The sequence below is a fragment of the Kitasatospora sp. NPDC091207 genome (genome assembly GCF_044768625.1).
Classification (GTDB): Bacteria; Actinomycetota; Actinomycetes; order Streptomycetales; family Streptomycetaceae; genus Kitasatospora.
The window spans coordinates 176,646-200,978 of record NZ_JBIVVS010000003.1 but is presented as its reverse complement, the minus strand read 5'-3'; the positions used below and the strand labels follow the sequence as shown (position 1 = coordinate 200,978).

Here is a 24,333-nt window from a genome sequence, read left to right as displayed (position 1 = left end):
CACCCGGCGCGGGCCAGCCGCGCGGGAGCCGCCCACCGGCCGCGAGTCCCCCACTCCGCCGACCGCCCCGGGCGGGCCGAAATTCCGCCACCACCCGCATGACGGCCGACCGGATCGAGGACCCCGTGAGCGACCTTCCCTTCGGATTCGGCGTTCCGCCAGAGGAGCCCGAGGACGGCAAGGCCAAGCCCGAGGACGGCAAGGGCCGGCCCGGCGACGAGCAGAAGAAGAAGGACCAGGGCGGCGCGGAGAGCGGCCCCCAGCCGTTCGGCTTCGGCGGGAACCCGTTCGGCGCGCTCTTCGGTATGGGCATGCCCGGCGCTCCCGGCGCCCCCGGGACCCCGGGCGGGCCGGGCGGTGGCGACAACCCGTTCGCCGCGATGTTCGGCGGCCTCAACCCCAACGACCTCGGCGCCGCCTTCCAGCAGCTCGGCCAGATGCTCTCCTTCGAGGGCGGCCCGGTGAACTGGGACCTCGCCAAGGACATCGCCCGCCAGACCGTGGTCGCCGAGCCCGCCGAGGGCAAGTCCAAGGACCGGTCGGTCAACGCCTCCGAGCGCTCCGCCGTCGCCGAGGCCGTCCGGCTCGCCGACCTCTGGCTGGACGGCGCCACCGAGTTCCCCTCCGGGGCCGGCACCGCCGTCGCCTGGAGCCGGGCCGAGTGGATCGAGGCCACCCTGCCGGTCTGGAAGGACCTCGTCGACCCGGTCGCCGAACGGGTCGGCACCGCCATGGGCGGCGTCCTGCCCGAGGAGATGCAGGCCATGGCGGGCCCGCTGATGGGCATGATGCGCTCGATGGGCGGCGCCATGTTCGGCAGCCAGATCGGCCAGGCGCTCGGCGCGCTCGCCGCCGAGGTGGTCGGCTCCACCGACGTCGGCCTGCCGCTCGCCCCGGCCGGCAAGGCCGCCCTGCTGCCGCAGAACATCGCCGAGTTCGGCGAGGGCCTGAACGTGCCCGCCGAGGAGGTCCGGCTCTACCTCGCCCTGCGCGAAGCCGCCCACCAGCGTCTCTTCGCCCATGTGCCGTGGCTGCGCGCCCACCTGTTCGGCGCCGTCGAGGCCTATGCGCGCGGCATCAAGGTCGACACCTCCCGGATGGAGGAGCTCGTCGGCCAGCTCGACCCGAGCAACCCCGAGGCGCTCCAGGAGGCGCTGGCCGGCGGCCTGCTCCAGCCCGAGGACACCCCCGAGCAGAAGGCCGCGCTCGCCCGTCTGGAGACGGCGCTGGCGCTGGTCGAGGGCTGGGTCGACGCCGTCGTGCACGCCGCCGCCGAGCCGCACCTGCCGCAGGCCGGCGCACTGCGCGAGACGGTCCGCCGCCGCCGCGCGGCCGGCGGCCCCGCCGAGCAGACCTTCGCCACCCTGGTCGGCCTGGAGCTGCGCCCGCGCCGGCTGCGCGACGCCGCCCGGCTCTGGGCGCTGCTCGCCGACGCCCGGGGCATCGAGGGCCGCGACGACCTCTGGCAGCACCCCGACATGCTCCCCACCGCCGCCGACCTGGACGACCCGGACGCCTTCGTGCACCGGGACAGCGCCGACGGCCTGGAGGGCGGTCTCGACTTCTCCGCGATCGACAAGCTGCTCGGCGAGGCCGCCGCGGGCGGGGCGTCCGCGAAGCCCGACCTGGCGAAGCCCGCCCCGGAGCAGCCCTCCTCCGAGAAGCCCGCCTCCGAGACGAAGGACGAGGACGAGGACGGAAAGGGCGAGCCCACCGCATGACGCCCACCGAGACGGGCGCGTCCGCCCTGCACGCGGACGCCGTCCGCGCCCTGAGCGGCTGGCGGCCCGCCGACCCGGGCCAGGAGAAGCTGCGCCGCGCCTACCTGGACCACCTGGCCGGGCAGCCCGAGGGGCTGTTCCGCTCCTGCGTGCCGGCCCACATCACGGCCAGCGCGGCCGTGGTCGACCCGGCCGCCGGGCGGGTGCTGCTCACCCTGCACCCCAAGGTCGGCCGCTGGCTGCAGATGGGCGGGCACTGCGAGCCGGACGACCGCGACCTGGCCTCCGCCGCGCTGCGCGAGGCCACCGAGGAGTCGGGCATCCCGGACCTCGTCCTGCTGGCCGCCGACGGCGTGCCCACCCCGGCCAAGCTGGACCGGCACCGGGTCCGCTGCACGGGCAAGGACCGGCCGGAGAACACCCACCTGGACGTCCAGTACATCGCGGTGGCCCCGCCGGGCGCGCGGGCCCTGATCAGCGAGGAGTCGCTGGACCTGCGCTGGTTCGACTTCGACCGGCTGCCCGAGCTGACCGACGACTCGGTGCGCGACCTGGTGGCGCGCGCCCGGGAGCTGACCGGCTGAAGCGCGGCGGATATGAGGGGGCGCGGGCCACTGTGGCCCGCGCCCCCTCATATCCGCCCTTCGCCGTAACGGCCGCGCGCTCCGGTCAGCCGCAGGAGCCGGCCGGGTCGGCCTCCGGCGGGCCCGCGTGCCGGGCACCCGGGATGTGCGGCAGCCGGGCCGCCGAGACGACGCCCTCCAGATAGCCGCGTGCCCGCTCCGTCCGCGGATACGCCTCCAGCAGTGCCCAGAACGAAGGTCCGTGGTCCGGCACCAGCAGGTGGGCCAACTCGTGCAGCAGCACGTAGTCGACGACGTACTCCGGCATGCCCTGCAGCCGGTGCGAGAGCCGGATCGTCCGCTCGCTGGGGGTGCAGGAGCCCCAGCGCGAGTTCTGGTTGGTGACCCAGCGGACCTGGACCGGCCGGGCGCGGTCGCCCAGGTAGGCGGCGGACAGCTCACGCGCCCGGGCCGCCAGCGCGTCGTCGCCGAGCACCCGGCGGCTCTCCTGGGCGGCGAGCTTCTCCAGCATCTGCGCGACCCAGCGCTGCTCCTCGGCGTGCGACATCCGGGCCGGGATCAGCACGACCGTGCGGTCGCCCTCACGGTAGGCCGAGACGGTGCGGCTGCGCCGGGCACTGCGGCGGACCTCCACCCGGGAGCGGTCGAACGGCAGCTCGACGTGGATCTCGGGTGGCGGAGGGGGCTGCGGCGGCGCCGAGCCGGGCTGTTGATCCGGGCGCCCGCGCGTGCTCGGCGTCGCGACCTGAGACCCGGACGCTGCACGGGCACGCCGACGCGACGCCGGGGGATGGGAGTCCCGTTCGGCTGCCATGGCACACGACGTTACCCGGTACCGCTGACAGAAGTCCGCTGCCATGGCCGAAATCTTTCGTGGAGTGATCGGGAACGAAAGGCCGACGGAAGGTGTCCGGAATCCGACCTCGGACCGGACGACAAGTTATCCCCAGGGTGTACGAACGGATCATTCGATCATGTGCCCGCACCTGTGGACAACGCGGAGCACGCGGTCGCGCCGATCGGGCAGGCTGGCGTCGGCCGTCCGGAAACGATCGGAAGGAAGACCGCCGTGCTCCTCCAGCTGAAGCCCGCTCTCTCCCGCAGCTGGCGGGACTCCGAGACCCTGCAGTTCGGCACCGTCCGCCAGTACGCCGGGGTGCTCGAACGCGCCGACCGGACCCGCTGCGACTTCCTCGGCCTGCTCGACGGGACGCGGGACCGGCCCGCGCTGCTGGACGCCGGGGAGCGGGCCGGCCTCGGGCGCGAGCCGACCGGCGCGCTGCTGGACGAACTGGAGCGGGCCGGGCTGCTCGACGACGCCGACGCCGCGGGCAGCGCGCTGGCCCGCTTCCCGCAGCCGCACCGGGAGCTGCTCGGCCCGGACCTCGCCTCGCTGTCCCTGGTGCACTCCGGCCCCGGCGCCGCCCCCGCCGTCCTGGCCCGCCGCGCCGACCGCCGGATCGAGGTGCGCGGCGCCGGCCGGATCGGGGCCGCGCTCGCCGCCGTCCTGGCGGCGGGCGGCACGGGGGCGGTCACGGTGACCGACACCGGCCGGGTCCGGCCCGAGGACTGCTCGCCCGCCGGCCTGCCGCCCGGCGAGGTCGGACGGCTGCGGTCCACCGCCGCCCGCGAGGCCGTCCACCGGGCCTCGGCCCGCCGCCCTGCCCCGGACACCCGGCGCCGGCCGGGGCAGGACCCCGACCTGGTGGTGCTGGCCCCCCGGGACGGCAGCGGCGCCTTCGCCGGCGGCGCGGCCGAGGCCAGGGAGCTGCTCCGGGCCGGGGTGCCGCACCTCTACGTCGGGGTGGTGGAGGAGTTCGGGGTGGTCGGGCCGCTCGTCCTCCCGGGGGTCTCGGCCTGCGGCCACTGCCTGGTCCTGGCCCGCGAGGACGAGGATCCGGCCTGGCCGCGGATCCTGGCCCAGCTCGCCGACGAAGGCCCCGGCCGGGCCCGCACCCCCGCCTGCGACACCGGCCTGGCGACGGCGGTGGCGGGCCTCGCCGCCCTGCACGCCCAGGTCTACCTGGACGGCGGCCGCCCGCCGAGCGTCGACGGCTGGTGCGAGCTCTCCGCCGTCGACGGCATGCCCCGCCGGCTGCGGCTGAGGGGTCACCCCGACTGCGGCTGTCTCTGGCAACCGCAGTCGCCGGGCTGACCCGCGCCGCCCGGCCCGGTGCCGCCCGGCCCGGCCGCGCCGGACCGGCGTGCGACAGGTGGGAAAAGGGGGCCGGGACCGGGGCGGCGAACGGGCACAATGGCGTAGTGATGGTCGGCCCCCGGTCGTGGGGTGCCGGGGGCGTGTGGAGTGGAGGCCCGGGTGAGCGATCTACCGCGCAAGGCAATGACCCGCACGGCACGGCTCGCCGCCCTGCCGCTGGGAATCGCCGGCCGGGCCACCCTCGGGCTGGGGAAGCGGATCGGCGGGCGGTCGGCCGAGGTGGTGACGGCCGAGCTCCAGCAGGCCACCGCCGACCAGCTCTTCAAGGTCCTGGGCGAGCTCAAGGGCGGGGCGATGAAGTTCGGGCAGGTGCTGTCCGTCTTCGAGGCCGCGCTGCCCGAAGAGGTCGCCGGCCCCTACCGGGCGGCACTGACCAAACTGCAGGACGCCGCCCCGCCGATGCCCGCCGCCAAGGTCCACACGGCGCTCGTCGAACGGCTCGGCGAGAACTGGCGGGAGCTGTTCCGGGAGTTCGACGACCGGCCGGCCGCCGCCGCCTCGATCGGCCAGGTGCACCGGGCCGTCTGGCACGACGGCCGCGAGGTGGCCGTCAAGGTCCAGTACCCGGGCGCGGGGGACGCGCTGCTGGCGGACCTCTCCCAGCTGAGCCGGGTGGCCTGGCTGCTCGGCCCGCTGATCCCCGGCCTCGACATCAAGCCGCTGATCACCGAGTTGCGCGAGCGGGTCGCGGAGGAGCTGGACTACGAGCTGGAGGCGCAGGCCCAGCGCCGGCACGCCGAGGAGTTCGTGGGCGACCCGGACATCCTGGTGCCCGGCGTGGTCGCGCAGGCCGACCAGGTGCTGGTCACCGAGTGGATGGGCGGCACCCCGCTGGCCGAGGTGATCACGGGCGGCACCCAGGAGGAGCGTGACCGGGCCGGGCACCTGCTGGCCCGGTTCCTGTTCGCCGGCCCGTCCCGGACCGGCCTGCTGCACGCCGACCCGCACCCGGGCAACTTCCGGCTGCTCAAGGACGACGGGCCGGTGGCCGGCTGGCGGCTCGGGGTGCTGGACTTCGGCACCGTCGACCGGCTGCCGGGCGGGTTGCCCGCGCCGATCGGGGCGTCCCTGCGGATGGCGCTGGCCGGCGACGCCGCGGGCGTCCTGGACATGCTGCGCGAGGAGGGCTTCGTCAAGCCCTCGATCGAGCTGGACCCGGACGCGGTGCTGGACTACCTGGTGCCGATCATCGAGCCGGCCGCGGTGGACTCCTTCCACTTCACCCGGGCCTGGATGCGGGCCCAGGCCGCGCGGATCGCCGATCCGCGGTCGCCCGCCTACAACCTGGGCAAGCAGCTCAACCTGCCGCCGGCGTACCTGCTGATCCACCGGGTCACGCTGAGCACCATCGGGGTGCTCTGCCAGCTGGGCGCCAACGCCCCCTTGCGGGCGGAGATGCTGCGTTGGCTCCCGGAGTTCGAGGAGCGTCCCCCCGCCCCGCCGAAGAAGCGGGCAGCCGCGAAGCGGCCCTGACGGGCCCGGCAACGGCCGCAGGCCGCTCCCCGGCACGGGGGGCGGCCTGCGGCACGACGGGGGTGAATCCGGACCGGCGCGCTTACATCAACGCGACGGCGAGGGCCTTGCGGGCCCGCAGCGAGGCCCGTTCGGCCTTCAGCTTGAGCCGGCGGGCCCGGGCGACCCGGGTGACGAGCCGTTCGTGCTCGGCCTCCTGCAAGCGGTCTTGCATATGGGCACGGGCCAGGGATTCGTGGAGGAGTTGCATTTCGAGGGTCCTGTTCTGGATCTGAAGTTCAGTGGTCTGCTCGGCGCGGACGGTCGGGTCAATGGCGGCGGCGGTCATGTCGTGGTCCTGCTCGTGGTGCGACGTGGGGAAGTGGACGGTGCGGGCTGCGTCGGCCTTGGCGGCGGCGATTCGCACGGAGCGGCGAAGGGCGCTGTCCAGCGGGGGCTGCTCTCCCCGGCGGACGGCCTTGGCTCCGAGCGCCGGGTTCACGCCGCGACCTCGGTCTTGCGCGGACGGCCACGCGGCCGCTTGCGGGCCACGACGACACCCTGGACGAAGAGCTCGCCACCCCAGACACCCCACGGCTCGCGCCGCTCCAGCGCGCCGGTCAGACAGGCGTCCTTGACCGGGCAGGTACCACAGAGGGACTTCGCGTACTCGACGTCGGCGGGCGTCTCGGCGAAGAAGACCTCCGGGTCGAAGGCGCGGCACGGGATGGGGAGACCGAGCGCCTCGGCCTGGTCGATGGTGGTGATCTGCATCAGGGAAACCTCCGGAGGGTCGGCCTGGTCGGCCGGGGTGATCTGGCTTGTCTGCGGTACGGACGGGATGGGCGGTGTGATGACCGTGGACACTGTGGGCGTCTTCCTCGTCTTTTCAGTGGGTCCGGCTCAGTTGACTGGTGGGGCTGAGCCGGAGGCCCCAAGGGGCCTGGGTGGTCTTGCGTACCGGACAAAACAGAAGGGCCGCGGATCCCGGTGTGACGGGTTCCGCGGCCCTGGAGGTGCCGACCTGAAGCTTCCTCAGGTTCGTTCTCTCCAGGGTTCAGGCCCGCGGAAGGCCCGCATCCGGACGGCCGTGGCGCCGGTAAAGGCGGCCATGGCCTGCTTGTTGATCTGCTGCTCGTTCTGCTTCTGGGCGTTTCCGGCACCGATGACCCGCGCATAGCCGCCATGCATGGCGGCGGCTACGGCCGCCTTCGGTGCCTGGGTCGGTCGCTCATCGCGCGGGGAGCGCGACGTGCTCACGGAGGCCCAGCCACGGGACAGACCGGTCTCGACAGAGGTGCCGTCAATACCGCCCGTAATATCCGCGCCGCAGAGGCCAGTGTGTCCAAGACCACTGACAACGGGGACGACGGAAGCGGTGACGACGGAGGCACCCATGGCTTCGAGACCCAGACCGGTTCCGCCCAGCTCGGCGAGAGCCCTCAGTCGGGCGGCACGCAGGGAAGCGACGACGACGGTCTGGCCAGTCAGTTTGGTGATCATGATGGTTTCCACTGCCTTCGCCTCCTCTCGGCGTCTCGCGGGGCCTGGTCTCCCGGGCTCCGAACTGTTCGGATGTCTGTCTCGGTGGTGCGGGTGGAGCTGGTGGGGCGGAGAAGCAGCTGTCGGGCCCAGGAGGACATGGCACAGGCGTCACCCCGTGCGTTCGTGTCCCCTTGACCGCTCCGGCAGGCTATTGCGCTCCCGGTACGGCGCGCAAACTATTTTTCCGGCGAGTTTCCCGACGGGTTCCGAAGTGTCCCCGGGCACCGACTCCGGCTGCCCCGGAGACCGCCCGGGATCGGCTCAGGCCGGTTCGCCCGGATCGCCGTCCTCGACGTCGACCGGATCCTCCGCAGGCTCCTCCCCCGCACACAACGAGAGCACGGCGGCCCCGTACTTGTCCAGCTTCATGGCGCCGACCCCCGAGATGACCGCCAGGTCCTGCCGGGTCGCCGGGACGTCCTCGGCGATCGCCATCAGCGTCGCGTCGGTGAACACGACGTAGGCCGGGGCGCCCTGCTTCTTCGCCTGCCCGGCCCGCCACTCGCGCAGCCGCTCGTACAGTGCCTCGTCCATCGTGGAGGGGCAGCTCTCGCAGCGGCGCAGCTTGCGCTCGACCGCCTCGGTGAGCACCCGCTCGCAGACCCGGCAGCGGACCGGGCCGCGCGGCGCCCGGCGCCCGGCGGAGCGCTCACCGGGCTCGGCCCCGCCGCGCCCGCCCCGGCCTCCGGCGCGCGCGCCCGGTGCGCCGGAGCCCGGCCGCAGTCCGTCCAGGAACCGGGTCGGCTTGCGGCTGGCCCGGCCCCCCGGGGCGCGGGAGAGCGACCAGGAGAGCGAGAGGTGCTTGCGGGCCCGGGTGACGCCGACGTAGAGCAGCCGGCGCTCCTCCTCGATCTGCTCGTCCGTCTTGGCGTAGATGATCGGCATGGTGCCCTCGGTGAGGCCGACCAGGAAGACGGCGTCCCACTCCAGGCCCTTGGCGGCGTGCAGCGAGGCCAGGGTGACGCCCTCGACGGCGGGCGCGTGCTGGGCGGCGGCCCGGCCGTCCAGCTCGGCGACGTAGGCGGCCAGGTCGGCCGGCTCGCCGGCCGCCGTGCGGGTGCGCTCGAAGTCCTCGGCGAGCCGGACCAGCGCGGCCAGCGACTCCCAGCGCTCGCGGACCGCGCCGGAGCCGGCCGGCGGTTCGGCCGTGAAGCCCCGGGTCGCCAGCACCGCGCGCACCTGGGGGGCGAGGCCGGGGGTGCCGTCGGTGAGCGGGTCGGAGGCGGCCCGGGCGGCGCCGCGCAGCAGCACCCCGGCGTCCCGGACCTCGGGCCGCTCGAAGAACCGCTCGGCGCCCTTGAGCTGGTAGGAGACGCCGAGGTCGGCGAGCGCCTGCTCGTAGACCTCGGACTGGCCGTTGGTGCGGAACAGCACGGCGACCTCGCTGGCCCGCACCCCGGTCGCCAGCAGCTCCTGGATCCGGCGGGCGGTGGTCTCGGCCTCGGTCGGCTCGTCCTCGTACTCGGTGTAGACCGGCTCGGGGCCGGCCTCGCGCTGCGAGATCAGCTCCAGCCGGTGCCGGGCCGCCTGGCCGCGGGCCTGGGCGAGCAGCCCGTTGGCGAGGTGGACGACCTGCGGGGTGGAGCGGTAGTCGCGGACCAGCTTGACCACCGTCGCCCCGGGGTGGCGGGTGCGGAAGTTCAGCAGGTAGTCGGGGGTGGCGCCGGTGAACGAGTAGATGGTCTGGCTGGCGTCGCCGACCACGCACAGGCTGCCGGCGGCGGGGCCGGTCCACTGGTCGAGCAGCCGCTGCTGGAGCGGCGAGACGTCCTGGTACTCGTCGACGGTGAAGTGCCGGTACTGGGCCCGGACCTGGTCGGCGATGTCCGGGCGGTCCTCCAGGATCGCGGCGGTCAGCAGCAGGACGTCCTCGAAGTCGATGACGCCGCGCCGGCTCTTGGTCTCCTCGTACACCCGGTACACCTGGGCGGTCTCGGCCGGGTCGCGCGGGGCCTCGCGGCTCGACTTCTGCACCGCGGCCGGGTAGTCGTCCGGGCCGATCTGGGAGACCTTGGCCCACTCGATCTCGGCGGTGAGGTCGCGCAGCTCGGTGCGCTGGACCCGCAGCCCGCAGCGCGCCGCGGACTCGGCGACCAGCTGGACCTTGCGCTCCACCAGCTGCGGCACCGCGCCGCCCACGGCGCGCGGCCAGAAGTACTGGAGCTGGCGCAGCGCGGCGGAGTGGAAGGTCCGGGCCTGGACGCCCTCGGCGCCGAGCTGGCGCAGCCGCCCGCGCATCTCGCCCGCCGCGCGGGCGGTGAAGGTGACGGCGAGGACCTGCGCGGGCTGGTAGACCCCGCTGCGCACGCCGTAGGCGATCCGGTGGGTGATGGCCCGCGTCTTGCCGGTGCCGGCGCCGGCGAGCACGCAGACGGGCCCCTGCAGGGCGGTGGCGACGGCCCGCTGCTCGGGGTCGAGCCCGGCGAGCACCGCGTCGGGGCCGGACGCGGCGCGGTAGTCGTCGAACGGGCTGTCGCTCAAGAGGTCTTCCTGCATGCGTTCCATCCTCTCAGCCCGGTGGGACAACCGGGGCGGGCTTGTCCACAGGGCCGGTGCGATCGCAGGATGAGCGGTGCGCGCTCGGGCGTGCGAGGTCGATCTCACGCCGGGCGCACGTGGAATGACCGATGCGTGACGGACGTTCCTCTCTCAGACCGCACGCCCTCTTCCCGAAGGAGCCCCTCGATGTCCGGCAGCGTGACGATGTACAGCACGACCTGGTGTGGGTACTGCAACCGGCTCAAGGGCCAGCTGACCCGTGAGGGCATCGGCTACACCGAGATCAACATCGAGGAGGACCCGAACTCGGCGTCCTTCGTCGAGTCCGTCAACGACGGCAACCAGATCGTGCCGACCGTCCTGGTGACGCCGGAGCGCGGCGGCGAGCAGATCGTGATGACCAACCCGAGCCTGATGCAGGTCAAGAAGGCCCTGGCGGCCTGATCCGCGCGGGCCGCGGGCCCGGGCCGGCGCGCCTCAGGGGGCGTCGGCCCGGGCCGGGTCCACCGGGGCCGCGGGGGCGGGCAGCAGGGCCCGGGCGGCGAGGTCGCCGACGCCGTAGACGAGCCGGCTGCGGTCGGCGGAGTAGCGGGTCTCGATGACCCGGACCGGACCGCGCCGGTCGTACGTCACCCGGGTCTGGACCATCAGCGGCACCCCGGGGCCGCCCTGGAACCACTGCGCCTCCTCGGGGCCGGGCATCCGGGCCACCAGGTGGTCCACGGCGCCGATCTCGGTGCGGCCGAGCAGGGCGAGCACCGCCTCGTCGCCGCCGTCGATCTGGTCGGGTTCCATCAGCGGGGTGCCCGCCGCGAGGCCGGCCCGGTAGTGGCTCTCCTCGATCGAGTACGGCTCGCGGTCCAGCAGCCGCAGCTGGCGGCGGACCACGATGGCCTCACCGGGCCGCAGTCCGAGCCGCTCGGCGATGTCCACCCGGGCCCGCACGATCATCATCTCGAAGTCGACGGTGAGCTCCCGGCCGGCGTCGGCGGCCTCACCGAGGTAGACGGCGGTGGGCACGGCGAGGCAGTCCCGCGGCCCGGCGAGGGGATCGCGGGACAGCGGGCTCGCCGGGGTCGGGCCGTAGGCGCGGTGGTCCAGGACGGGGTGCTCCCGGAGGTAGGTGCCCTTGCCCTGGAGGCGGACCAGCCGGCCCTCGTTGACCAGGACGTCGACGGCCAGCCGGACGGTGTTGCGCGCGACCCCGTACTGGCGCTCCAGTTCGCTCTCGACCGGCAGGGCGGCCTGGGCGGTGAACTCGCCCTCGGCGATCCGGCGGCGCAGATCGGCGGCGAGGCGCTGGTATTTGGGGGATTGGGCGGTGCCCCGTGGGATTGTCACCCGAGTGAATGTAGCGAGGGCGGTGACCCGGTTTCAGGCGATTCCGACAATGTCGCCCCGGATCGGCGACACCGGGCGCGGAGCGGGCGCCCCACCCGGGCCGGGAGGCGCGGGAAGCGGCCCCTCCGGATACGAACATCAGCGCGCCCGACCAGCGGGAAATCGGTTCCGGCCACCCGTTCGGCCGCGCCGGGCACCTGGATGACCGGCGCGACAAGGGCACGAAACGAAATTGGGGGCGCACAGCAATAAGCTGCACGCCCCCAATTGCCGGAATTACCAGCGCGCGGCCGAGGGCAGCGGCTCTCCGTACCAGAGTTCGACCAGGTGACGGGCGATCGAAATCCCGGACGGCGGCAGGATCTCGCCCGCCGCCATGCCGGCCCGCAGCTCCTCCCGGGAGAACCAGCGCGCCTCGGCCAGCTCCTCGCCGTCCACGGTGATCGCCGTCCCGGCCGGATCGGCCTTGCCCAGGAAGCCCAGCATCAGGCTGGACGGGAACGGCCACGGCTGGCTGGCCACGTAGCCGACCTCGGCGACCCGCACCCCGGCCTCCTCGAAGACCTCGCGGACCACCGCCTGCTCGATCGACTCCCCCGGCTCGACGAACCCGGCCAGGGTCGACCAGCGGCCCTCCGGCCAGAGCGCCTGCCGGCCGAGCAGGCAGCGGTCCTGCTCGTCGGTGATCATCATGATCACCGCCGGGTCGGTGCGCGGGTAGTGCTCGGCCGCGCAGGAGGTGCAGCGCCGGACGTGGCCGGCGCCGGCCTTCTCGGTCGGGTGCCCGCAGCGCGAGCAGAAGCTGTGCAGCCGGTGCCAGTGCTCCAGCGCCACGGCGTGCACCAGCAGTCCGGCGTCCCGGTCGGAGAGCATCGCCCCGACCTCGCGCAGCCCGGCCGGGCGGGCGTCGCCGTCGAGCCGCCCGGGCAGGCTCTCGCCGGCCAGCGCGAAGTACGACACCCCGTCCTCGTCGGTGCCGAGGAAGTAGCGGTCCCCGGTCTGCGGCGCCTCGAAGGAGGGCAGCAGGACCAGTTCGGTGCCCTGCCCGGTGTCCACCACGAAGGCCTCGCCGCCGGCGATCGGCAGCACCTTGGTGGCCGGGTGGCTCCAGGCGGCCGCCAGCCAGGGCTCGTCGAACCGGTGCTGGGCCGCCCGGTCCACCCCGGCCCGGGCCAGTGCCAGGTGCAGCGGGCGTTCGGTCTCAGGCACGGTGCTCACTTCGTTCCATCCCCACGTGATGAATCATCCGGATGAGTGGTCTGTCTGCCAGAACGGGCCGCGGGAAACGCCCCGCGGCCGTCACGCTGCCCCGTCGCCCGGCCGCCAGTTCTCGGCCAGGTCGGCCCAGAGGTAGGCGGTCGTCTCCACGCCCTTGGCCAGCAGGTCGAGTTCGACCTTCTCGTCGACCGAGTGCCAGCCGTCCGAGGGCACCGAGACGCCGAGGAAGAGCACCGGCGCGCCGAGCACGTCCTGGAGCTCGGCGGCCGGACCGGAACCACCCTCCCGGGTGAAGAGGATCCGCTGCCCGAAGGCCCGCTCCATCGCCCGGACGGTGGACCGCAGCGCCGGGTGGTCCAGCGGGGTCAGGCACGGCCGGGTGGCGCCCGGGAACTCCAGCTCGTACCGGATGCCCTCGGGCACCCGCTCCGCCACCCAGGACCGGACGGCCTCCCGGACCCGCTCCACCTCCTGGCCGGCCACCAGCCGGAAGGACAGCTTGAGGTGGGCCGAGGACGGCACGATGGTCTTGCCACCGGGGCCGGTGTAGCCGCCCCAGATGCCGTTCACCTCGGCGGTCGGCCGGGCCCAGACCCGCTCCAGGGTGGAGTAGCCGGCCTCGCCGAGGGTGCCGTGCGACTTGGCGACCTTCAGCCACTGCCCCTCGTCGAAGGGCAGCTCCGCGAAGAGCTCGCGCTCGCGCGCGGTCAGCTCGACCACCCCGTCGTAGAAGCCCGGGACGGCCACCCGGCGGTCCTCGTCGTGCAGCGCGGCGGCCAGCTCGGCCGCGACCGCCGCCGGGTTGGGGACGGCGCCGCCGAAGGAACCGGAGTGGATGTCGCTGTCCGGGCCGTGGAGGTCGATCTGGGCGTCGGCCAGGCCCCGCATGCCGGTGCAGACCGTCGGCGTGGTCTCGGACCACATCCCGGTGTCCGAGATGATCACCACGTCGGCGGCCAGCCGGCCGGCCTCCCGGCGGACCAGGGCCGGGAAGTGCGGCGAGCCGGACTCCTCCTCGCCCTCGACCAGCAGCTTGAGGTTGACGGCCGGCGCCGTGCGCCCGGTGGCGGCCAGGTGGGCGCGGACGCCGAGCGTGTGGAAGAACACCTGCCCCTTGTCGTCGGCGGCCCCGCGCGCGAACAGCTGCCGGCCGACCACGGTCGGCTCGAACGGCTCCGTCGCCCAGCCGTCCTCCTTGGCGGCGGGCTGCACGTCGTGGTGACCGTAGACCAGCACGGTCGGCGCGGACGAGTCCCCGGAGGGCCACTCGGCGAACACCGCCGGCAGACCGTCCGTCTCCCAGACCTCCACCACCGGGAACCCGGTCCCGCGCAGGTTCGCGGCCAGCCACTCGGCGGAGCGGCGGACGTCGCCGGCCCGTTCCGGGTCGGCGGAGACCGAGGGGATGCGGAGCCAGTCGGAGAGGTCGGCCAGGAACTCGGCCTGGTGCCGGTCGATGAAGGAGCGGACGACGCTGTCCGGGGTTCTCGTCATACCGACGACTTTAGTTCGCCCGTGCGGGTGCCCGCCCCGGCCGTCCGGCCACCGGGCGCCGCGGGGCCTGTAACGTCCGTCACCCCCGGCCGCACGGGGCGGCGGCCGGGGGTGACGGGACACGGGAACGCGCGGTCAGCCGGAGCGGCGCAGCAGCGAGATCCGCGAGCGGGTGAGCAGCGCGGCCAGCCCCACCGCGAGCAGCGGCAGCACGACCACGGTCACGCCGACGTTGAGCCACGGGAAGACGATCACGGTGTGGTCGGCCACCTCGTCGGCGGGCATGCCCGGGGAGGACATCGCGACGCCCTCCACCTTGCGCAGGGCCACCGCCGGCACCACCCCGGCGACCACCCCGAGCAGGGTGCCCATCGCGGCGATCACCCCGCACTGGAAGCCGGAGAGGCTGCGGCGGATCCGCGGCGCGGCGCCGACCGCCGCCAGGGTGGTCAGGTCGCGCTGCGAGTCGGCGGCGGCGAGGCCGGTGGCGATGCCGGCCGCGCCCAGCGCGACCAGGGCGGCGAAGCCCGTCAGACCGAGGGTGATCAGGTCCCCGTTGGACCGGTAGCCGCGCTCGACCCCGAAGTGGGTGCCGTCGGCGAGCTTCTCGACCGCCCCCATCGCCTTCTGCTCGGCACCGTCGGACGGCGCCTTGACCGGCAGCCAGACCGAGCCGGCGTCGCTGACGGCCAGCCCGAGCCGGCGGACGGTCTCCGGGCTGATCACGGCCTGGCCCCCGGTCGGGGCGGAGGCGGCGACCAGCACCGCGTCGACCCCGATCTCGCGCTTCGGCGCGTCGTGCACCGGCGGGGCGTTGAGCTGGTCCGACTGCGGGGCGGCCGGCTCGGTCACGCTCACGATGAGCTTGCCGTCCTTGACGTACCGCGGGTCGAAGACGACGGCCTTGCCGGCGGCCAGCGCCTGGCCGCCGGCCGGGTCGGTCACCCCGAACAGGTTGTGCAGCAGGGTGGCGTCCCCGGCGGCCAGCGTGCTGAACGGGTTCATCCGGTAGGCGCGGGACTCCTTGCAGCGCTCGTCCTGCGTACGGAGCCGCTTCGCCTCCGCCGCGGGGATGGAATCGCTGCTGTCGTCGAACAGCGGGCAGCGCCGTTCCTTCGGCAGCGCGGTGGTGACGTAGCCGCAGTTGCCGCGGACCGGGTCGCAGTCCGCCTGGAGGCCGACCTTCTGCACGTCGGCGCGGGGGCCGAGGTCGGGGATGTTGCCCTCGACGGCGCCGCGCAGCTGGGGCAGCAGCTTGCCGTCCGCGGCCGAACCCCAGCCGCTGCTCAGCGTGACCGCGCCGGCCGGCGCGGAGGCGATGTACTCCTGGCGGTTCTGCTCCTCACTGCTGGCGGTGTAGATGCCGACCGCGACGGATCCGGCGACGGCGGCCATCACCGCCGCGACGGCGGGGGCGGTGCGGCCGCGGTGGCGGACCGAGTCGCGCAGCGCCAGACGGGGGCCGAGCGGCAGCCAGCGGCCGATCCGGCCGAACAGGCCGACCAGGTAGGGCGTCAGGGCGACCATGCCGAGTTCGGCGACGACCGAGCCACCGAGTACGGCCATGCTGCGGTTGCCGAAGCCGCTGGTCGCGCCGAGCAGGGCGAGCGCGGCACCGCCGGCCAGCATCAGCAGGCCGAGCAGGGCGAGCTTGCGGCTCGGCGGCTTGAGCGAGTCACGGCCGGTGAGCGCGGCGACGACGTCCTGCCGGGAGGCCTGGACGGCCGGGACGACGGCCGCGAGGAGGCCGGTGACCAGGCCGATGGCGAGGACCCCGAGCAGGTCGACCGGCTGGAGGTCGAAGTGGCCGAACCGCTCTCCCGAGTAGTTCTCGGCCTTGGTGCGCAGCACCGCGACCAGACCGACGCCGAGCGCCAGGCCCAGGGCCGCGCCGGTCACGCCGAGGACGACACCGCCGCCGAGGACGACCGCGCGGACGTCGGCCCGGTTACCGCCGCCGGCGGCGAGCAGACCGAGCTGGCGGCGCGAGCGCCTGGCCCCGACGGCGAAGGCGGGGCCCGCGAGCAGCACGATCTCCAGCAGCGCCATGCCGACGACGGTGGCCAGGATGACCACGGAGGTCTTGTCGAGGTACCTGGGCCCGCCGGTCTCCGGCCCCTTCTTGGCGTAGAGCGGCACCTCGGAGCGGGCCGGCGGGTCGAGCAGCACGCCGCGGGAGGCGACGGTGAAGCCGTACTTGTTGAACTCGGTCACCTTGGGCCAGTCCAGGGCGGCCCCGGCCGGGAGCTCGACCAGCCAGCGGCCGCTCTCCCCCCTCGACGAGCGGCCGAAGGCCTGGTCGGCGCCGGGCAGCTTCAGCAGCGGGTCGGCCAGCATGCCGGGCCGGGCGATGAGCCCGGCGGTCCGCAGGTCACCGGGGTACTCGGCGACGGCCGTGATGGTGAAGGGGGTGGCCTCCAGACCGCGCACGGAGGTGCGGTCGCCGAGCTTGAGGCCGGAGCGGTCGAGGAAGTCCCGGGTGGCGGCGACCTCGTGGCCGGCGCTCGGGGCGCGGCCGCCGACCACGTTGATCCGGCCCTTCCAGACCGGGTCGTTGAGGTCGGCCTCGACGGTCTGCACGCTGAGCAGGCCTTCGGCGGTGCTGGTGGGGGTGTACGGGCCCTGTCGCACCGGCACGAGCGTGGCGCCGGCCGGGAGCAGCTGCTTGACCAGTTCGGCGGGCTCGGTGTCGAGACTGCGGCGCTGCTCGGGCGTGTACTGCGGCCGGCCGTTCTCCACCTTGGCCTCGTCGGCGCCGGTGAGGTCGAAGGGCTGGTCGGGGTCGGGTGCCTGCAGGATGACCGAGCCGCGGTCGATGAGCTGGATCTCGGCGTCGGACTGGCCCATGGTGCGGACGACCCGCTCGACGGGGTCGAGTTCGGCGCTGCGGAAGACCACGTCGGCGCCGGCGACGCCGAGCACGGGCAGCGCGACCATGGCGACCACGAGGGCGCTGCGGCCCTTGGCGCGCAGGGCGTCTCGGCGGGCGATCCGCAGGGCGACCCGCCAGGCGCTGAGCCTCACTCCGCCACCGGGCCCTTCGCGTTGGTGGCCGCGGAGACGAGCAGGCTGCCGGCGTCCTGGCTGACGCTCTCGTCGACCATCCGGCCGTCGCGGAGGAAGACGACGCGGTCGGCCCAGGCGGCGTGCCGGGGTTCGTGGGTGACCATCATCGCGGCCGCGCCGGCGTCGCAGCGGGCGCGCAGCACGGCGAGGACGGATTCGCCGGTGGTGGAGTCGAGGGCGCCGGTGGGCTCGTCGGCGAGGACGAGGCGGCGCTCCCCGATCAGCGCGCGGGCGATGGCGACGCGCTGCTGCTGGCCGCCGGACATGTCGTCGGGGAAGCGGTCGGCGAGCTCGGGGATGCCGAGCTCCTCCAGCGCGGCCAGCGCCTCGCGGCGGGCGGCGCGGCCGGAGACGCCGTCCAGCTCACGCGGCAGCGAGATGTTCTCGGCGGCGGTGAGGGCCGGTATCAGGTTGTAGTCCTGGAACACGTAGCCGACCGAGCGGCGGCGGACCTCGGCCAGCTTCTTGCGGCTGAGCCCGCCGAGCGCGACGCCCTCGACCAGGACCTGGCCGGTGCTCGGGGTGTCCAGGCCGCCGGCGAGCGTCAAGAGGGTCGACTTGCCGGACCCGGACGGGCCCATCACGGCGACGAACTCACCGGGGTGCACCTTGAGGTCCACCCCGCGCAGCGCCTGCACCTCGGCCGCGCCCTGGCCGTGCACCCGGGTGATGTTGTCCAGGTGCAGTACCGGTTCGGTACCGCGCCTGATCGGATCGGTGTGGGACACACTTCCCCCTGCTGTTCTGGGCCCGGGGTCGCGGTGGCGGCCGGGCGGTGGTTCTTGAGGTCGTACGGGTTCAGGCCTTGGTGCGGCGCCGCCCGGGCCGGGCGGCCTCGGGCTCGGCCCGGCGGGCCTCGGCGGCCCGGGCCTGTTCGATCTCGGCGTGCTGGGCGAGCCGGGTCTCGCAGTGGTCGAGCCAGCGGATCTCGGCCTCGGTCTGGAAGATCAGCTGTTCGAGGACGAGCAGCCAGGCGAGGTCGGCGCCGGGGCCGGCCGGCTGGCCGGAGCCGCCGGGGCGGGACTCACCGGTCAGCGCGCGGGCCTTGAGCCGGGTGTAGTCCTGGAGCGCCTTGACGCTGTGCCGGCGCTGGCCCTGGACGACCGCAGGCACGTTCACCCCCGGGACGGTGACCGCCATGGCGAGCTTGATCGCCAGCTCGTCGCGCGGCGGGTTGGTCCGGGGCACCGGGGTGTCGAACCAGGCCCGCAGTTCGGTCCGGCCGGCCTCGGTGACGGCGTAGAACTGGTGCCCCTCCGCGTCCTCCCCCGCGGGCTCGACCAGGCCGTCGCGCTCCAGGCGGGACAGCGTGGTGTAGACCTGGCCGACGTTGAGCGGCCAGGTGGCGCCGGTGCGCGCCTCGAACTCGGTGCGCAGCTGGTAGCCGTAGCGGGGGCCCTGGTCGAGCAGGGCGAGCAGACCGTGACGGATGGACATACCGAGTATGTATACCCGGTATGCCCGGTGGGCTCAAGCCGCGCCCCCTCCGCCGGGGAGCGGGTACCGTCGTGCGGTGTGAGCCAGTTGCGCATCGCCACCTTCAATCTGTTGCACGGTCAGCCGCTCGCCCCGGACGGCGCCCCGCGGCCCTATCCCGCCGACGCCGGCGGGCCGTTGGCGGAGGCGGTGGCCGCGCTGGACGCCGACGTGCTCGCGCTCCAGGAGGTGGACCGCCACCAGGCCCGCTCCGGCGGCACCGACCAGGCCGCCGTCGCCGCCAAGGCGATGGGCGCCGCGGACTGGCGGTTCGCCGCCGCGCTGCACGGGCGGCCGGCACCGGTGGCGGGCTGGGTGCCGGAGCCCTCGGCACCCGCCGGCCTGCGGGTCTACGGGCCGAACGAGGTCGGCGACGACGCGCCGCCCTCGTACGGCACCGCGCTGCTGACCCGGCTGCCGGTGCGGCACTGGCGGGCCCGGCGGTTCGCCCCGGCCCCGTTCGGACTGCCGCTGCGGGTGGCCGGCCGGCGCGGGCTCACGCCCGTCCCGGACGAGCCGCGGGCCGCGCTGGCGGCCGTCCTGGAGGGCGAGCACGGGCCGTTCACCGTGGTGGCCGCGCACCTGTCCTTCGTGCCGGGCTGGAACATGGCGCAGCTGGCGGGGATCCGGCGCTGGATCGCCGACCTGCCCCGGCCCTACCTGGTCCTGGGGGACTTCAACCTGATCGGCGCGGTGCCCCGGACGGTGCTGGGCGGGGCCACCGCGCTGGACCGGACCGCGCCCCGGGCGCGGGTCCGTGACCTGCGGGCGGCCCGGCGGGCCCGGCCCGCGCTGATCGAGCCGCGCCGGCGGCGGGTGCGGGAGCCCCGGGCCCGGCTCCAGGGCTGGTACGACCTGGCGCGCACGCCCACCTACCCCGCGCACCGGCCGGCCGTGCAGTTCGACCACGTGCTGGCGGTGGGCGTGCCGCGCACCGCCGTCGGCCCGGCGGCCGCCCCGCGGACCGGGGTCTCGGACCACCGCCCGCTGGTGGTGGAGGTCGGCCTCTAGGCTCCGGCCCGACGGCCCCAACCGGGCCGCCGGGCCACGGGCGGCGGTCAGCTCCGGGGCTGCGCCACCAGCCCGTTCTGGTGCGGCACGTGCGGCCCCGGCCCGAGCGGGTCGTACTGGAGCAGCAGCATCGCCGCGTCGTCGCCGAGCTGGCGGCCGACGTGACGGACCACGTCCTCGTGCAGGCGCTGCAGGACGTCCGCCGGGCGGCCGGCCGAACAGTGCGGCAACCGCTCGGCGAGCGGGTAGAACACACCGGCCCGGTCCCGGGCCTCGATGACACCGTCGGTGAAGAGCAGGACGCGGTCCCCCTCCCGCAGCGGGACCTCGTGCACCGGCGGCCGGACGTCGACCGGGTCGAGGACGCCGAGCGGGGGCACCGTCTCGGCGAGCTCCAGCGGCCGGACCGGCTCGCTCCCGCGCAGCAGCAGCGGCGAGGGGTGACCGCAGTTGACGATCTCGGCGACGCCGTCGGGCCGGACCCCGATCAGCACCAGGGTGACGAACTCCTCCTCCACGCCGGGGTGGTCGTTCTCGTGCAGGGCCCGGTCGAGGCTGACCGCGAGCCACCCGGCCACCCGGTCCAGCGCGGGCTCCTGGTGGGCGGCCTCGCGGAAGGCGCCGAGCACGGCGGCGGCGGTCTCCACCGCGCCGAGCCCCTTGCCGCGGACGTCGCCGACCACGGCCCGGACCCCGTGCCGGGTGTTGACCACCTCGTAGAGGTCGCCGCCGATCCGGGCGTGCGCGGCGGCGGCCTCGTAGTGGACGGCGGCCCGGACGGTGCCGACCCGCTCGGGAACGGGACGCAGCAGCACCCGGCGGGCGATCGAGGCGACCAGCTGGGCGTCGGCGAGCGCCTTCTCCTGCCGCAGCCTCAGGGTGGCGCTGACCCAGCCGATCGCGGCGACCAGCACGACGGCGAAGACGGTGGCGCTGTGCACGGACTCGCCGAGCGAGTCGCTGTAGGCGGCCATCAGGAAGGCCACCGCCTCGGTGCAGAGGCCGATGGCGAGCGGGTACCAGGTGCGGCGGCTGACCACGGCGGCCAGCGCGGGGACGGCGGTGAGGGCCGGCTCGACCGTCACCTCGGTGTTGCTGACGTAGTCGAGGGCGACGACCAGCGCCATGCCGATGAACGGCAGCGCGAGCGCCGTCCTCGGCCAGGTGCCGGTCGCGCCCGGAACGGCCCCCGGGGTCGGCCCGGCGAACCGCTCTCTGATCCATCCGGTCGCGCTCAACTTCGGTCTCTCCAGCAGAAGACGCCGGTGCCCGGGGACACCTGCGGTGATGACTGAGGGTTAGGGAATGCGGGCCTCGCTGGCGGCCGGAGCACGGGGGTTGACCGGTTACCGACCCCACAATAGGCACGAACCGTGCACTACGCACAGGTTTCGCCCGCTGCCGTGATGACTTGAATGCTCTCCGTGACTCATTCTTCACTGTTCCCGATCAGGAGCCGTTCCAACTCTTTTCGGTCGGGAAGTCCTGCGGGTTGTTCGATCCGACCACTGCGGACATACAGGAACGACGCCGTGACCTGCTCCGGCGGAACGCCCAACTGTTCGGCCCAGGCCACCCGGTAGACCGCGAGCTGGAGCGGGTCCGCGGTCTCCTCGCGCTGCGTCTTCCAGTCCACCACTTCGTAGCGTGACGCGCCGCCCGGTCCTGACCGGCCGTCACCCTCGCGGTAGACCGCATCGATCCGGCCGCGCACCACCCGGCCCGCGAGCACCAGCTGGAACGGCGCCTCGACCCGGTAGGGCGTCCGGTTCGCGTACGGCGTGCGCAGGAACGCCTCCTTGAGCCGCTCCAAGTCCCGCTCGTCCTCGATGCCGTCGTCGTCCGCCCCCGGCAGCGCGCCCGGCTCGATCAGCAGCAACGGCTCGATCCGGGACTGCACCCAGGCATGGAAGCGGGTGCCCCGGCGGGCGGCCGGCTGCGGCGGGCGGGGCATCGGACGGGCCAGGTCGTGCGCGAAGCCGTCCGGATCGGCGGCCAGCCGCTGCAGCTGGGTGGCGGAGAGCGCGGCGGGCAGCGGCACCTCCCGCACGCTGCGCCGGGACCGCTCCAACTCACCGACCAGCGCGGTGAGGTCACGGTCCCAGGACTCCACCTGGCGGCGGTCCTCGGCGGCCATCGGCTCCGGCTCGGCGGCGGGCTGTCCGGCGAGGCGGCGGTGCACCACCTCGGCGACCCGGCGGCGGGCGTGCTGGGCCGCCGGGTCCAGCGGCAGCGGCCAGGGCCGCTCGACCGGCGCGGCCAGCGCCGGGTTCTCGGCCCCCTTCGGCGGCTGCTCGGCCCAGTGCTCCAGCTCGCCCGCGCCGGGCTGCTCGCAGTGCGCCCGCAGCGCCTCCAGGAAGTCGGACGGACCGCGCACGGTCTTCTGGCTGGGCCCCCACCAGTGCCCGGAGGCCAGCAGCAGCGAACGCGGCCGGGTGAAGGCGACATAGCCGAGGCGCAGCTCCTCGGTGCCCGAGTGCTCGGAGAGCGCCGCCTTGAAGGCGGCCATGGACTTGCCGTTCCACCCCCCGCGCACGTCGGGCAGGGTGGCCGCGTCGCCGCGCAGGGCGTGCGGGAGCACCCGCTTGGTGCTGGTCCAGCGCTCGCGCGCGGTCGAGGACGGGAAGGCGCCCTTGACCAGACCGGGCACCGCCACGACGTCCCACTCCAGGCCCTTGGACTTGTGCGCGGTGAGCACCTTCACGGTGTCCTCCCCGCCGGGCAGGCTGCTGTCCAGGCCCCGCTCGTACTCCTGGGCGGCGCGCAGGAAGCCGAGGAAGGCCGACAGGCCCGGGTCGCCGTCCAGGTCCGCGAAGCCGGCCGCGACGTCCAGGAAGGCGTGCAGGGTCTCCCGGCGGCGGGCGGCCAGCGCCTGCGGGGAGGCGGCGAGTTCGACCTCCAGGCCGGTGACGGCGAGGACCCGGTGCAGCACGTCCATCAGCGGCTCGGCGAGCGAGCGGCGCAGCTCGCGCAGCTCCCGGGCGAGCCGGGCGAACCGCAGCCGGGCCTCGGCGGAGAACAGCGCTTCGTCGGCCTGTTCGCCGTCACCGCCGAACCCGGAGTCCAGGAAGGTCTCCAGCGCGTCGGCCAGCGAGACCACCTCGGTCGGGTCCGCCTCGGCGACGGCGGCGGCCAGCGCCTCGACGCCCTCGGGCCGGGCGGTGCGGACCAGTTCGGCGGCGCGCCGGCCCAGCAGCGCGAGGTCCCGCGGGCCGATCCGCCAGCGCGGACCGATCAGCAGCCGGACCAGCGCCGCGTTGGCGGTCGGGTCCTGCAGCACCTCGCAGGTCGCCACCAGATCGGCCACCTCCGGCAGTTGCAGCAGCCCGCCGAGGCCGACCACCTCGACCGGCACCTCCCGGGCGACCAGCGCCGCGTGGATGTCGGGGAAGGCCGCGCCGCCCCGGCAGAGCACGGCGATCCGGCCGGGGGCGGTGCCGGTGCGGACCAGGTGGGCGACCGAGTCGGCCAGCCAGTCGATCTCCTCCGCGTGGGTGGGCAGCAGCGCGGCCCGGACGTAGCCCTCCTGCTCGGCGCCGGGGGCGGGGCGCAGCGCCTCGACGCCCTCGTGCATCGCGCGCAGCGGCTCGGCCAGCCCGTTGGCGAAGGCGAGCAGCCGCCCTCCGCTGCGGCGGTTCTCGCTGAGCGAGTAGCGGGCCGCCTCGGAGCCGTCGGCCTTGGGGAAGTGCCGGGGGAAGTCGTCCAGGTTGGCGACCGAGGCGCCACGCCAGCCGTAGATCGCCTGGCAGGGGTCGCCGACCGCGGTGACCGGGTGCCCGGCGCCCCGCCCCCCGGGGCCGGCGCCGTACAGGCCGGCCAGCATCAGCCGCTGCGCCACCGAGGTGTCCTGGTACTCGTCGAGCAGCACCACCCGGAACTGGCCGCGGAGCAGTTCGCCGACCTCGGGGCGCTCCTGCGCGAGCCGGGCGGCGGCGGCTATCTGGTCGCCGAAGTCCATCAGCCCGGCCGCGGCCTTGCGCCGCCGGTACTCCTCGACCAGGCGCAGCAGCTCCAGCCGGGCGCGGGCGGTGACCGGCACGGCCCGCAGGTCGTCGTTGGTGAGCTTCGCGGTGGCGAGGGTGTCCAGCAGCTCCTCGTCGAAGGCGCGCAGCCGCTCCGGTTCGACCAGGTGCTCGGCCAGCTCGCCGTCCAGCGCGATCAGGTCGGCGACCAGGTTGGCGAAGGTCCCGGTGAGGGCCGGGAAGGGACCGCGCGCGGTGCGCAGCACCTTGGCGGCGAGCTGGAAGCGGGTGGCGTCGGCGAGCAGCCGCACGTCCGGCTCGATCCCGATCCGCAGGCCGTGCTCCTTGAGCAGGCGGCCGGCGAAGGCGTGGTAGGTGGAGATCTCCGGCTCGCCGAGCGGCTCCTCGTCCGGTTCGGCGACCCCGGCCCGCAGGAGCGCCGAGCGGACGCGTTCGGCGAGCTCGCCGGCGGCCTTGTTGGTGAAGGTGAGGCCGAGCACCTCCTCCGGCCGGACGGCGCCGGACCCGACCAGCCAGACCACCCGGGCGGCCATCACCGTGGTCTTGCCGGAGCCCGCCCCGGCCACGATCACGGCCGGCTCCAGCGGGGCGCCGACGGCCGCCATCTGCTCCCGGTTGAACGGGATGCCCAGCAGCTCCTTGAGCTGGTCGGGGTGGCTGAGCGCGGCGGTCACCCCGCAACGTTAACGGGCACCGCCGACAGTCCGGGCCCGTCGCCCGGCCCA

The 24,333-nt window shown here is 74.8% G+C and carries 19 protein-coding genes; 6 read left to right on the top strand and 13 right to left on the bottom strand.

The annotated features are described in order from the left end of the window. Positions 1 to 125 precede the first annotated feature (125 nt). Together ACIQTO_RS08525 and ACIQTO_RS08520 are read left to right on the top strand one after the other, a co-directional pair. Positions 126 to 1,721, top strand: coding sequence for a zinc-dependent metalloprotease (locus ACIQTO_RS08525; RefSeq protein ID WP_402384680.1), 1,596 nt, complete (start codon positions 126 to 128; stop codon positions 1,719 to 1,721). Beyond that, on the top strand, positions 1,718 to 2,305 hold the full coding sequence (locus ACIQTO_RS08520) for an NUDIX hydrolase (RefSeq protein ID WP_402384677.1): 588 nt from the start codon (positions 1,718 to 1,720) through the stop codon (positions 2,303 to 2,305). The genes ACIQTO_RS08525 and ACIQTO_RS08520 overlap by 4 nt, the downstream gene beginning before the upstream one ends. A gap of 85 nt (positions 2,306 to 2,390) precedes the next feature. Here ACIQTO_RS08520 and ACIQTO_RS08515 read toward each other — a convergent pair whose 3' ends face one another. Continuing rightward, positions 2,391 to 2,972, bottom strand: coding sequence for a M48 family metallopeptidase (locus ACIQTO_RS08515; RefSeq protein WP_402385229.1), 582 nt, complete (start codon positions 2,970 to 2,972; stop codon positions 2,391 to 2,393). A 402-nt stretch (positions 2,973 to 3,374) separates the two neighbouring features. On the opposite strand from ACIQTO_RS08515, the gene ACIQTO_RS08510 reads away from it, so the two are divergent. Together ACIQTO_RS08510 and ACIQTO_RS08505 are read left to right on the top strand one after the other, a co-directional pair. Further along, complete coding sequence (locus ACIQTO_RS08510) at positions 3,375 to 4,460, top strand: ThiF family adenylyltransferase (protein WP_402384675.1); 1,086 nt, start codon at positions 3,375 to 3,377, stop codon at positions 4,458 to 4,460. Positions 4,461 to 4,622: 162 nt separating this feature from the next. Then, on the top strand, positions 4,623 to 5,996 hold the full coding sequence (locus ACIQTO_RS08505; protein WP_402384672.1) for an ABC1 kinase family protein: 1,374 nt from the start codon (positions 4,623 to 4,625) through the stop codon (positions 5,994 to 5,996). 82 nt (positions 5,997 to 6,078) lie between these two features. Here ACIQTO_RS08505 and ACIQTO_RS08500 read toward each other — a convergent pair whose 3' ends face one another. The 4 genes from ACIQTO_RS08500 to ACIQTO_RS08485 all read right to left on the bottom strand — a co-directional run bounded on the left by ACIQTO_RS08500 (position 6,079) and on the right by ACIQTO_RS08485 (position 10,016). After that, positions 6,079 to 6,477, bottom strand: coding sequence for a hypothetical protein (locus ACIQTO_RS08500; protein WP_380582071.1), 399 nt, complete (start codon positions 6,475 to 6,477; stop codon positions 6,079 to 6,081). Further along, entirely contained in the window at positions 6,474 to 6,791 is a 318-nt protein-coding gene (locus ACIQTO_RS08495) for a WhiB family transcriptional regulator (protein ID WP_360633045.1), read from the bottom strand. Before ACIQTO_RS08495 ends, ACIQTO_RS08500 begins: the two co-directional genes overlap by 4 nt. 219 nt (positions 6,792 to 7,010) lie before the next feature. Beyond that, positions 7,011 to 7,490, bottom strand: a complete 480-nt coding sequence (locus ACIQTO_RS08490; RefSeq protein WP_402384669.1) for a hypothetical protein — start codon at positions 7,488 to 7,490, stop codon at positions 7,011 to 7,013. 291 nt (positions 7,491 to 7,781) lie between these two features. After that, on the bottom strand, positions 7,782 to 10,016 hold the full coding sequence (locus ACIQTO_RS08485; protein ID WP_402384667.1) for an ATP-dependent DNA helicase UvrD2: 2,235 nt from the start codon (positions 10,014 to 10,016) through the stop codon (positions 7,782 to 7,784). 189 nt (positions 10,017 to 10,205) lie between these two features. Here ACIQTO_RS08485 and ACIQTO_RS08480 point away from each other — a divergent pair, with 189 nt between their 5' ends. Beyond that, positions 10,206 to 10,463, top strand: coding sequence for a mycoredoxin (locus tag ACIQTO_RS08480; RefSeq protein WP_402384665.1), 258 nt, complete (start codon positions 10,206 to 10,208; stop codon positions 10,461 to 10,463). Between the two features lie 33 nt (positions 10,464 to 10,496). Here the strand turns inward: ACIQTO_RS08480 and ACIQTO_RS08475 are convergent, their stop codons facing one another. The 6 genes from ACIQTO_RS08475 to ACIQTO_RS08450 all read right to left on the bottom strand — a co-directional run bounded on the left by ACIQTO_RS08475 (position 10,497) and on the right by ACIQTO_RS08450 (position 18,575). Beyond that, positions 10,497 to 11,360, bottom strand: coding sequence for a GntR family transcriptional regulator (locus ACIQTO_RS08475; protein WP_402384662.1), 864 nt, complete (start codon positions 11,358 to 11,360; stop codon positions 10,497 to 10,499). Positions 11,361 to 11,636: 276 nt separating this feature from the next. Then, positions 11,637 to 12,578: an NAD(+) diphosphatase gene (gene nudC, locus ACIQTO_RS08470; RefSeq protein WP_402384659.1), complete on the bottom strand. Its 942-nt coding sequence runs from the start codon at positions 12,576 to 12,578 to the stop codon at positions 11,637 to 11,639. Between the two features lie 81 nt (positions 12,579 to 12,659). Beyond that, complete coding sequence (locus ACIQTO_RS08465; RefSeq protein WP_402384656.1) at positions 12,660 to 14,072, bottom strand: dipeptidase; 1,413 nt, start codon at positions 14,070 to 14,072, stop codon at positions 12,660 to 12,662. A gap of 135 nt (positions 14,073 to 14,207) precedes the next feature. Beyond that, on the bottom strand, positions 14,208 to 17,096 hold the full coding sequence (locus ACIQTO_RS08460) for an FtsX-like permease family protein (protein ID WP_402384653.1): 2,889 nt from the start codon (positions 17,094 to 17,096) through the stop codon (positions 14,208 to 14,210). After that, complete coding sequence (locus tag ACIQTO_RS08455; RefSeq protein ID WP_402384650.1) at positions 17,093 to 17,866, bottom strand: ABC transporter ATP-binding protein; 774 nt, start codon at positions 17,864 to 17,866, stop codon at positions 17,093 to 17,095. The genes ACIQTO_RS08460 and ACIQTO_RS08455 overlap by 4 nt, the downstream gene beginning before the upstream one ends. Positions 17,867 to 17,936: 70 nt before the next feature. Then, positions 17,937 to 18,575 carry a PadR family transcriptional regulator gene (locus ACIQTO_RS08450; protein ID WP_402384647.1) on the bottom strand — a complete coding sequence of 213 codons (639 nt, stop codon included), beginning with the start codon at positions 18,573 to 18,575 and terminating at the stop codon, positions 17,937 to 17,939. A 78-nt stretch (positions 18,576 to 18,653) separates the two neighbouring features. On the opposite strand from ACIQTO_RS08450, the gene ACIQTO_RS08445 reads away from it, so the two are divergent. Then, a complete protein-coding gene (locus ACIQTO_RS08445) occupies positions 18,654 to 19,625 on the top strand; it encodes an endonuclease/exonuclease/phosphatase family protein (protein ID WP_402384644.1) in 972 nt (323 codons plus the stop codon). 47 nt (positions 19,626 to 19,672) lie between these two features. Here the strand turns inward: ACIQTO_RS08445 and ACIQTO_RS08440 are convergent, their stop codons facing one another. Then, entirely contained in the window at positions 19,673 to 20,863 is a 1,191-nt protein-coding gene (locus ACIQTO_RS08440; protein ID WP_402384641.1) for a PP2C family protein-serine/threonine phosphatase, read from the bottom strand. Positions 20,864 to 21,054: 191 nt separating this feature from the next. Further along, entirely contained in the window at positions 21,055 to 24,282 is a 3,228-nt protein-coding gene (locus ACIQTO_RS08435) for a UvrD-helicase domain-containing protein (RefSeq protein WP_402384639.1), read from the bottom strand. Positions 24,283 to 24,333: the final 51 nt, after the last annotated feature.

Coding starts and splice junctions, on each gene's coding strand:
- ACIQTO_RS08450 (WP_402384647.1), bottom strand. CDS start 18,575: ATGTCCATCCGTCACGGTCTGCTCGCCCTGCTCGACCAGGGCCCCCGC.
- ACIQTO_RS08485 (WP_402384667.1), bottom strand. CDS start 10,016: ATGCAGGAAGACCTCTTGAGCGACAGCCCGTTCGACGACTACCGCGCC.
- ACIQTO_RS08480 (WP_402384665.1), top strand. CDS start 10,206: ATGTCCGGCAGCGTGACGATGTACAGCACGACCTGGTGTGGGTACTGC.
- ACIQTO_RS08520 (WP_402384677.1), top strand. CDS start 1,718: ATGACGCCCACCGAGACGGGCGCGTCCGCCCTGCACGCGGACGCCGTC.
- ACIQTO_RS08465 (WP_402384656.1), bottom strand. CDS start 14,072: ATGACGAGAACCCCGGACAGCGTCGTCCGCTCCTTCATCGACCGGCAC.